This is a genomic window from Streptomyces sp. AcH 505 (assembly GCF_000818175.1).
GTDB lineage: Bacteria > Actinomycetota > Actinomycetes > Streptomycetales > Streptomycetaceae > Streptomyces.
In genome coordinates this window covers 4,550,336-4,559,825 of sequence record NZ_JTIY01000001.1, presented here as the reverse complement: position 1 = coordinate 4,559,825, position 9,490 = coordinate 4,550,336, and the positions used below count along the sequence as shown (strand labels likewise).

The following is a 9,490-nucleotide window of genomic DNA, read 5'->3' as shown; positions in this document are numbered from 1 at the left end:
GCCAGCCGTACCGGGCGCCCTTCCGGTGGCCGTGGTGATCACGGCGGTGGAGCGCCCCGGAAGGGAGTGACCGGGAAGGGAAGCGAGGGCGCGCCCTGGGCCGTGCCCGGCCGGCTAGTCGCCGAGGCCCGCCAGGTCGCGCAGGCGGCGGGCCTGGGCCGCGCGTTCCGCCGCGCGCTGTTCGTCGTACGTACGGCTCGAAGCGCCCCGCAGGAGCGCCTTCGTCTCGATGACCGCGTCCCGCGGCGCTGCGACCAGCGCGGCCGCCAAGTCCCGTACTGCGGCGTCCAGTTCGGCCTCGGGCACCACCAGGTTGGCGAGGCCGACGCGCTCGGCCTCCGCCGCCTGCACGTAGCGGCCCGTCACGCAGATCTCCAGCGCGCGGGCATAGCCGACGAGCCCGACCAGCGGATGGGTGCCGGCCAGGTCGGGAACGATGCCGAGGCTTGTCTCGCGCATCGAGAACTGCACGTCCTCGGCGACGATCCGCAGGTCACAGGCGAGCGCGAGCTGGAATCCGGCGCCGATCGCATGGCCCTGGACCGCGGCGACCGACACGATGTCGCTCTGCCGCAGCCAGGTGAATCCGGCCTGGTAGCCGGCGATGGCCGCGTCAAGGTCCGCGTCGGAACCTTGCGCGAGGTCGTGGAAGGACGGCTCGCCGTCGAAGCCCTCAGGGGTGAACGCCTGCCGGTCGAGGCCGGCGGAGAAGGATTTGCCCTCGCCCCGCACCACGACGACCCGCACACTGCCCGGCAGTGCCGTTCCGGCCTCGGTCAACGCCCGCCACAGAGCGGGAGACTGGGCGTTGCGTTTGGCCGGATTGGTCAGCGTTACCGTGGCAACGGCGTCATCGACAGTGAGCCGTACGCCGTCCTTGTCGAGTAGGGGATCGAGTGAAGTCATGGGACGCCTCCGGTTCGGGCAGACGGCGCGCAGTCAGCGAAGCACGCATGGAGCTAAGTGACTGCACAGTAACCACCCGGGTGATCGCTTGACCGACCGGGTGGCCACCGTCCGAACCGGTGGCCGGAGAAGCGACGCTCGGTCGTCAGGCCGAAGCGGCCTTCTTGCCTCGCGTGGCTCCGCCGCGTCCCCGCAGCGTGACTCCGGACTCGCTGAGCATCCGGTGGACGAATCCGTAGGAGCGGCCGGTTTCCTCGGCCAGCGCCCGGATGCTCGCACCGGAGTCGTATTTCTTCTTCAGGTCTGCCGCGAGCTTGTCGCGCGCGGCGCCGGTTACCCGGCTGCCCTTCTTCAGAGTCTCGGCCACCCGTGCCTCCTCATGGGAAGTGCGCTCTGGACTTCTCATGATCACCCCTCCGGGGCGTCCTGGCCACCCATTCGGCAAGGTCCGTACGACGAGCTTTGGCTCACTTCAAGGCTCCAGCACGAACGGAATCCACTATTCCAGACGTCGCACCAACGGATCTTGCTCGAATTTTCCGGAAAAATGCCAGGTCAGCGGCGCGTGTCAGAGAAAACGCCAGAACAAGGACGATCAAGGCCTGATCGACGCGTTGCCACGCCGGAAGAGTAGACGCCCTCACTCAGATGATGGATCACCGCTCAGCCGAATGATCCATACGAATGATCGACAAGGAGTCGATCAGCCTGGATCAGCGGGATGGACGGGCATCGCCGTGGCTCAGGCGAGCGCGACAAGATCCGCGTAGTCGGCGCCCCACAGGTCCTCGACCCCGTCGGGCAGCAGGATGATCCGCTCCGGCTCCAGCGCGTGGACCGCGCCCTCGTCGTGCGTGACGAGGATGACGGCGCCCTTGTAGGTGCGCAGCGCGCCGAGGATCTCCTCGCGGCTGGCGGGGTCGAGGTTGTTCGTCGGCTCGTCGAGGAGCAGCACGTTGGCGGCGGACACCACGAGGGTGGCCAGGGCGAGCCGGGTCTTCTCACCGCCGGAGAGCACCCCGGCCGGCTTGTCGACGTCGTCGCCGGAGAAGAGGAAGGAGCCGAGGGTCTTGCGGACCTCGACCAGATCGAGGTCGGGGGCCGACGAGCGCATGTTCTCCAGGACCGTGCGCTCGGGGTCGAGGGTCTCGTGCTCCTGGGCGTAGTAGCCGAGCTTGAGACCGTGCCCCGGGGTCACCTGTCCGGTGTCCGGCTTCTCGACGCCCGCGAGCAGCCGCAGCAGCGTGGTCTTGCCCGCGCCGTTGAGGCCGAGGATGACCACGCGTGAGCCCTTGTCGACGGCCAGGTCGACATCGGTGAAGATCTCCAGTGAGCCGTACGACTTCGACAGGCTCTCGGCCGTCAGCGGTGTCTTGCCGCAGGGGGCGGGCTCGGGGAAGCGCAGCTTGGCGACCTTGTCGGACATCCGCACCTGCTCAAGGCCGGACAGCAGCCGCTCGGCCCTGCGGGCCATGTTCTGCGCGGCCACGGTCTTGGTGGCCTTGGCCCGCATCTTGTCGGCCTGCGAGTTCAGCGTGGCGGCCTTCTTCTCCGCGTTGGCGCGCTCGCGCTTGCGGCGCTTCTCGTCCGACTCGCGCTGCTGCTGGTAGAGCTTCCAGCCCATGTTGTAGACGTCGATGTGGGAGCGGTTGGCGTCCAGGTAGAAGACCTTGTTGACGACCGTCTCGACCAGTTCGACGTCGTGGGAGATCACGATGAAGCCGCCGCGGTAGGTCTTGAGGTAGTCGCGCAGCCAGGCGATGGAGTCGGCGTCGAGGTGGTTCGTCGGCTCGTCGAGGAGCAGGGTGTCGGCGTCGGAGAAGAGGATGCGGGCCAGCTCGATCCGGCGCCGCTGACCGCCCGAGAGGGTGTGCAGCGGCTGGCCGAGCACCCGGTCGGGCAGGCCGAGCGCGGCGGCGATGGTGGCGGCCTCCGCCTCGGCCGCGTAGCCGCCCTTGGTCAGGAACTCGGTCTCCAGGCGCTCGTACTTGCGCATCGCCTTCTCGCGGGTGGCGCCCTTGCCGTTCGCCATCCGCTCCTCGTTCTCGCGCATCTTCTTCAGCACGGAGTCGAGGTCGCGGGCCGACAGGACGCGGTCGCGGGCGAGGACGTCGAGATCACCGGTGCGGGGGTCCTGCGGCAGATAGCCGACCTCACCCGAGCGGGTGATGGTGCCGGCGGCGGGGATGCCCTCACCCGCGAGGCACTTGGTGAGCGTGGTCTTGCCGGCTCCGTTACGGCCGACGAGACCGATGCGGTCGCCCTTGGCGATGCGGAACGAGGCGGACTCGATGAGGACGCGGGCGCCGGCGCGCAGTTCGACACCGGTTGCGGTGATCACGGAAAGACTCCAGGGCGGTATTGGACGGCGGAAGGACAGGCGGAGGAAGTACTTCGACGCCGGCTAATGCACAAGGAGGAGAAATGCCATGACGCCCAGTCTAACCGCCCGCCGCGACTGCCTTCCCGCCACGTCGCGCCGCCCCTCCCCCGGCTGACCAGGCGACGGGGGGCGGATTGTCGGTGGTCGGTGCGAGACTGAGATCCAGGTCACATTCGAGCTTGCGCTATCGAGTCTGCGAAGGGGCTGGTCCACATGGCCGGGGTTCCGAGCATTTACCCGACGATTCTGTACGCGGACCCGAAGGCCGCCATCAGGACGCTGAAAGAGGGCTTCGGATTCACCGAAGTCGCGGTGTACGAGGCCGAGGACGGCACGGTGGCCCACGCGGAGCTGTCGTGCGGGAACGGGATGGTGATGCTGGGGGCGAAGGGCCGGGAGGGCGTCTTCGCCAAGGCGATGGGGGACGGCGGCCCGGTCGGCGTCTATGTCGTGATCGAGGACGTGGACGCGCATCACGCGCGGGCGGTCGAGCAGGGCGTGGAGATCCTGATGGCCCCCACTGACCAGGACTACGGCTCCCGTGACTACATCGCGCGGGACGCCGAAGGCAATGTCTGGAGCTTCGGTACGTACGCGCCGGGAGCCGAGGTCTGAGGAAGCCGGATTGCGGGCCGAGGTGCGGGCGGGAGGACCTGGGGCCCGGGGCCGGGGCCGGGGGCTCAGGCGCCTCCGTTGTGGACCTGGAAGGCCGCCCTGCGGACCGCCTTGGCCAGGGCCGGGTCCGGGTGCGCCGCCGCCAGGGCGACCAGCACCTGGACCGTACGGGGATGGCCGACGGCGCGTACCTCTTCGAGGAGCGCGGGGACGTTGCCCTGCACCGCCGAGTCCAGGTGGCGCACCAGCAGCGCGCTCTCGCCGTGGTCGGCCACGGCCGCCGCGGTGTCCACCCACAGCCAGGTCGACTCCTCGCGGGTGAGGACCTCGGAGGCGTCGTCGGGGTCGGCGCCCTCGTACTCGGCGAGCCAGAGGAGCGCGTAGGGGCGCAGTGAGGTGTCGGCGGCCGCTGCCCGTACGCCGGGTTCGGCGGGGGCGCCGACGACGCGCAGCGCCTCGAAGGCCAGACCGCGCAGCAGCGCGTCCTCGCCCCGTGCGACGGTGAGGAGTTCGCTGATGGCGCTGCTCGCCGTGCGGGCGGCGAGCCAGGCGCGGTACTCGGCGCGGGCGGGGCCGGGGGTGAGGCCGGCGCAGCCGCGGAGCATCTCCTGCGCGGACTGCTCGATGTTGCCGGCCGGGCTCTGGGCGGCGACGCAGATCTGCTCCAGCTTGACCCACACCGCCCAGTTGCCGAGCGGGGTGAGGGTCGCCTGGCCCTCGCCGAGGGTGAGCGCGCCGACCGACGCCAGGCCTTCCAGGGCCCAGTGCAGCAGCGGCGAGAGGGGGACGGTGACGGCGGTCGCCTCCGCGGCGTCGGCGCCGGGTCCGTACGGCACCTCGCAGCGCTCCTCGTGGAGTTCGGCGACGCGCTTGCGCAACAGGTCGAGCAGGGCGGGGGCCGTCACGGGCCCGGCCGAGAGCTGGAGGAGGGAAAGTACCTGCGGCAGGGCTTCGACGACCTCGGCGACGGTCGCGGGTTCGACGTCGGCGGGGGCGAGATGGACCAGCGACCAGGCGTCGAAGAGCGCGACCCAGCCGCGCAGTACGGCGCTGTCGTCGCGGTCCCAGGCGTGCAGCCGCCAGCCGGGGCGCACCGCGCCGTCGTGCAGCTCGACGAGTCCGGCCAGCCTGGCCCGGTCCCACGCGGCGCGCACCTGAGCGGGTGACAACTCCAGCGCGGCAGCGGCCCGTTCCTGGGCCTGCTCGCCGAGCCTGCCCGCTCCCGGGTCCCGGTCGACGGCCGCCCAGCGGGCGATCCGTACGGCGTCGGCGAGCACCGCCCTCGCCTGGCGGGCCAGCTCCGCCTGGGGCGGAGTGCCCTCGGGCGGACGGGGGGCCGGCCGGTTCCGCCCGTCGGTCACGGCCCGTCGCGCCGAGGCCACCGGCCGCGAACGGACGATTCGGAGTCTGGAGTTGCGCGCCAATTGCTCATCAGGCTTTCGGGACGTCACGGGGGCAGTCTTCCCGGTGACTGCCCGAAAGCCCAAACGGAACCTGCCGGATCGGTCCGGCGACGGCGGGGCGGGGTGCCGGGGCCGGGCCCGGAACCGCCGTGGACGCGGCGGCGTTCGGGCTGCTCCGGGCGTTACATCAGGGGGGTGAGGAAGCGCCGCAGCGTCTCTTCGTAGCCGTCGGGATCCGCATTCCACATCGCGGCGTGCGGCGCTTGCGGAACGGTGTGCAGCGTGACCATTTCGGGGCGGTGCGCGGCCAGCTGCCGGGACGGGCCCCACGGGGCGAGCGTGTCGTCGGGGCCGTGGATGATCAGGGTCGGCACCCGCAGGTGCCGGGCGTCGGTGGCGCGCAGCAGCCGGTTGCCGCTCAGTCCCGTCCTGCCCTGGGCCGCGCGTACGGCGAGGGGCAGCAGCGGGCCCGGCGTGCGGCGGGCGGTGGCCAGGGCCCGCAGGGTGGCCTGCCAGTCCAGTACGGGCGAGTCCAGGATGAGGCCGCTGACCCGGCCGGCCATGGCGGAGTCGGTCGCCACCCGCAGCGCCATCGAGGCGCCGGTCGACCAGCCGTACAGCAGGACGCTCTGCGCGCCGTGCCGGACCGCGTGCCGGACGGCCGCCTCCAGGTCGCGCGATTCGGAGTCGCCGAGATGGCCGATCCCGTCGGGGGACTTGGGCGCTCCGGCGTCGCCGCGGTAGGCGAGGTCCAGCACGGGGAAGCGCTGCGCCGCGAGGAAGTCCATGAGGTTCAGGGGGTGTTCGCGCGTCGTGCCGAGGCCGTGCGTGGTGATCACCCAGGTCTCGCGGAGGCCGGGCACGAACCAGGCGGGCAGCATGCCGAGTTCGCCGGGGATCTCGATGTCCTGGTGGTCGAGGCCGAGGGCGGTCGCCGGGTCGCCGCTGTGCACCTGCGGGGTGAGCCGCACCCGGCTACCCGGGGTGAGTTTGCCGTGGCTGACGCGCTCAAGACGGCGTACGACGGTGTCCGGGGAGTGGTCCACGTCGGGCAGCACAGGTCCGACGACGGCGTGGATGCCGGGGCCCTGGAGTCCGTACGTGCCGGGGCGCAGGGAGGCGAAGGAGCGGGTCAGGGTGATCTGTCCCGCGGCCGTCGCGTGCACGGTCAGTCGGGGGTCGCCGGGCAGGGCGCGCCCGGGCGGCGGCTTGAGCGCCGCGTCGCTGGCGTACCGGCCGGCCGCGACTGCGGCCGCGCCGACACCGATCATCGTGGTGACGGCTGCTGCCGTCGCTGTTGCCGGGCGCACCCTCACAGTGTGGTGACCGTCGGCCCGGCCCGCCAGTGGACGGGGCCCACCGGTGACATTCGACACGGCCGGTCACGGCGGTCAGCTCTGCTTGCCGTACCCCTTCAGTTTCTCCGTCACCTCGGCCAGCTCGGCCTCGGAGAGCAGCGTCGGGGTGTGTCCCGGCACCGCCGACGCGGTCAGCCACAGGCGGCACATCCACTCCAGCTGGGCCGTGCGGTCGTACGCCTGGTCGAGGGTGGCGCCGTGGGCGACCGTGCCGTGGTTGCGCAGCAGACAGGCGCTGCGGTCGCGGAGCGCTTCGAGCATGTACGTGGCGAGCTGGTCCGTCCCGTACGTGGCGTACGGCGCGACGCGGACCGGACCGCCCAGGGCGGCCGCCATGTAGTGGATCAGCGGCAGCTCGGGGACGAGCGTGGAGACGGCGGTGGCGTGTACGGCGTGGGTGTGGACGACCGCGGCGGCCGGGGTGCTGCGGTAGACCGCCAGATGCAGCGGCAGTTCGCTGGTCGGCGGCAGGGATCCGGCCACCTGCTCCCCGTCGAGCCGGACCGCTACGGTGTCGTCGGGGGTCAGCCGGTCGTACGGCACCGCGCTCGGGGTGACGAGGACGAGATCGCCGACGCGGGCCGACACGTTGCCCGACGTGCCGACGACGAGGCCTTCGGCGGCCGTCCTGCGGGCGGTGGCGACGACGTCCTGCCAGGCCTGCCGGACCGCGTCGTCGTCCACGGAGGTCCGTTGCCGCGAGCGTGGCTGGGGCCGTGGCCGCGACCCTGGCGGAGGCGGCTGTGTCCGGTGCTCTGTCATGCGCAGATCCTGTCAGGCGGGCCGCAATTCGGGCAGTGCGGTGCGGTCCGTGGCCTCCCCCGTGGAGAGACACCTCAAATACCTGCCTAGTTCATCTTCCGTTCACTCTTATTCGATTGCCTGAACGGCATGGAGCACCTCACGCTGCTGCTCGCGATCGTGATCGCGACGGCTCTCGTGTTCGATTTCACGAACGGTTTCCACGACACCGCCAACGCGATGGCTACGACCATCTCGACCGGCGCTCTCCAGCCAAAGATCGCGGTGGCCATGTCCGCCGCCCTCAATCTCGTCGGCGCCTTCCTGTCGGTCGAGGTCGCCAAGACCATCTCCGGCGGCCTCATCAACGAACAGGGCATCAGGACCGAAGTCATCTTCGCCGCACTCGTCGGCGCCATCCTGTGGAATCTCTTCACCTGGCTGCTGGGCCTGCCGTCCAGCTCCTCGCACGCCCTCTTCGGAGGCCTGATCGGCGCCACCCTGATGTCCGTCGGTACGTCGGGGGTCAACGGCGGGGTCGTCGTCACCAAGGTGCTCATCCCTGCGCTCGCGGCGCCGGTCGTCGCGGGGCTCGCCGCGACGGCCGCCACCCGTCTGACGTACCGGATCGGACGGCACACCGACGAGAAGGACACCGCCAAGGGGTACCGGGCGGGGCAGATCGCCTCCGCCGCCCTGGTCTCCCTCGCCCACGGCACCAACGACGCGCAGAAGACCATGGGTGTGATCACCCTCGCCCTGGTCACCGGCGGTGTGCTGGCGCCCGGGTCCAACCCGCCGCTGTGGGTCATCGTCTCGGCCGGCACGGCCATCGCGCTCGGCACCTACCTCGGCGGCTGGCGCATCATCCGCACCATGGGCACCGGACTCACCACCCTCAAGCCGCAGCAGGGCTTCGCGGCCCAGACCAGTGCCGCGACCGTCATCCTGGCCTCCTCCCACCTCGGTTTCTCGCTCTCCACGACTCAGGCGTGCTCCGGTGCCGTGATGGGCGCGGGGCTCGGCCGCAAGGGCGGGGTGGTCCACTGGTCCACCGCGACCCGGATGGCCGTCGCCTGGTGTCTGACACTGCCCGCGGCCGGTCTGGTCGCGGCGGGCGCGGAGTTCCTGACCGGACGGGGCCCCTGGGGCGTCGCCGTCGTCGCCGCGCTGCTCATCCTGGTGTCCGCGGTGATCTGGCGGGCCTCCCGTCGCCGGCCCGTCGACGCCACGAATGTGGTCGGCGGTACGGACGACGTGGTTCCGGTGTCCGTCGGACTCCCGCAGGATCTGTCGGCCACCATCCCGGCCCCCGCTCCGGTCCCCGGGGCCGCGACCACGGCCGCGACCGCGGCGGCTCCCACCACAGCGGCCTCGGCCACGGCGTAAGGACGGAACAGCATGGAAATCGACTGGGCGGCTCTCGGCTCCGTCTTCGGGGTCAGCCTCGTGGCCACCGTCGCGCTGGTTGGCCTGTTCACCCTCGGGGTCATCGGCCTCTCCAAGCAGGGCTCGGCGACCGCCGTGTCCGGCGCGTACGCCTGCTTCGCCCTGTGCGCGGCCGCCGTCGCGTACGGGATCTTCCTCATCGTCGCCTGACCCGGCCCCTGGCCCTGCCCCTGTCCCCGACCGCACCGTCCCGCTCACCCTCGACCGCAGGTCAAGGGTGAGTTGACGGCTGTTCTCACAGCGTGGTGGACTGCCGAGGCCAAAAGGGACCGGTTCGCGCCGGTCCCGCGGTGGCAAGCAGAGGAAGCCGGTGCGAGTCCGGCGCGGTCCCGCCACTGTCACTGGGAGAGCGCAGCGCCCAGGAGCCAGGAACTCTCGCCGCCGCTTCACGTCGAGCCGGGGCGCGGACCCTGAGTGAGGACACTTCGCCATGCCTGGCCGCGGTTCAGCCGCCGAGCGGGTCTTCGCCTACGGCGCCACCGCCGGACTCCTGGCCGACCTGCTGTTCGCCGACCCACGGCGGGGACACCCCGTCGCCGCCTTCGGCCGCTCCGCAGGCGCCGTCGAGCGCGTCCTGTGGCGCGACCACCGGGGCTGGGGCGCCCTGCACACGGCGGTGTGTGTCACGGGCGCCA

At 71.5% G+C, this 9,490-nt stretch carries 9 protein-coding genes, 1 pseudogene and 1 riboswitch; of the genes and pseudogenes, 4 read left to right on the top strand and 6 right to left on the bottom strand.

What is annotated here, in order from left to right; all coding sequences use genetic code 11:
- Positions 1–114: 114 nt before the first annotated feature.
- From HY68_RS20830 to HY68_RS20820, 3 genes are all read right to left on the bottom strand, one after another.
- Positions 115–906, bottom strand: a complete 792-nt coding sequence (locus tag HY68_RS20830) for an enoyl-CoA hydratase/isomerase family protein (RefSeq protein ID WP_041991051.1) — start codon at positions 904–906, stop codon at positions 115–117.
- A gap of 145 nt (positions 907–1,051) precedes the next feature.
- A complete protein-coding gene (locus HY68_RS20825; protein ID WP_006123601.1) occupies positions 1,052–1,273 on the bottom strand; it encodes a helix-turn-helix domain-containing protein in 222 nt (73 codons plus the stop codon).
- Between the two features lie 375 nt (positions 1,274–1,648).
- Positions 1,649–3,247 carry an ABC-F family ATP-binding cassette domain-containing protein gene (locus HY68_RS20820; protein ID WP_041991046.1) on the bottom strand — a complete coding sequence of 533 codons (1,599 nt, stop codon included), beginning with the start codon at positions 3,245–3,247 and terminating at the stop codon, positions 1,649–1,651.
- A 255-nt stretch (positions 3,248–3,502) separates the two neighbouring features.
- Here HY68_RS20820 and HY68_RS20815 point away from each other — a divergent pair, with 255 nt between their 5' ends.
- On the top strand, positions 3,503–3,904 hold the full coding sequence (locus HY68_RS20815) for a VOC family protein (RefSeq protein WP_041991045.1): 402 nt from the start codon (positions 3,503–3,505) through the stop codon (positions 3,902–3,904).
- Positions 3,905–3,969: 65 nt separating this feature from the next.
- On the opposite strand, the gene HY68_RS20810 is transcribed toward HY68_RS20815, so the two are convergent.
- The 3 genes from HY68_RS20810 to HY68_RS20800 form a co-directional block, all read right to left on the bottom strand.
- Positions 3,970–5,265: a hypothetical protein gene (locus HY68_RS20810; protein ID WP_041991044.1), complete on the bottom strand. Its 1,296-nt coding sequence runs from the start codon at positions 5,263–5,265 to the stop codon at positions 3,970–3,972.
- A 224-nt stretch (positions 5,266–5,489) separates the two neighbouring features.
- Positions 5,490–6,617 (bottom strand): alpha/beta hydrolase, encoded by a 1,128-nt coding sequence (locus HY68_RS20805; RefSeq protein ID WP_041991042.1) that lies wholly within the window; start codon positions 6,615–6,617, stop codon positions 5,490–5,492.
- 81 nt (positions 6,618–6,698) lie between these two features.
- Entirely contained in the window at positions 6,699–7,349 is a 651-nt protein-coding gene (locus HY68_RS20800) for a class II aldolase/adducin family protein (protein ID WP_041991040.1), read from the bottom strand.
- 207 nt (positions 7,350–7,556) lie between these two features.
- Between HY68_RS20800 and HY68_RS20795 the strand changes: the two genes are divergently transcribed.
- The 3 genes and pseudogenes from HY68_RS20795 to HY68_RS20785 form a co-directional block, all read left to right on the top strand.
- The gene (locus tag HY68_RS20795) at positions 7,557–8,795 is read left to right on the top strand and encodes an inorganic phosphate transporter (RefSeq protein ID WP_041991038.1); all 1,239 of its coding nucleotides are present in this window, start codon (positions 7,557–7,559) and stop codon (positions 8,793–8,795) included.
- A gap of 12 nt (positions 8,796–8,807) precedes the next feature.
- Positions 8,808–9,005 carry a hypothetical protein gene (locus tag HY68_RS20790; RefSeq protein ID WP_041991036.1) on the top strand — a complete coding sequence of 66 codons (198 nt, stop codon included), beginning with the start codon at positions 8,808–8,810 and terminating at the stop codon, positions 9,003–9,005.
- A gap of 113 nt (positions 9,006–9,118) precedes the next feature.
- Positions 9,119–9,253, top strand: a riboswitch (cobalamin riboswitch).
- Between the two features lie 32 nt (positions 9,254–9,285).
- A pseudogene (locus HY68_RS20785) lies at positions 9,286–9,490 on the top strand (cobalamin biosynthesis protein); the annotation flags it as partial.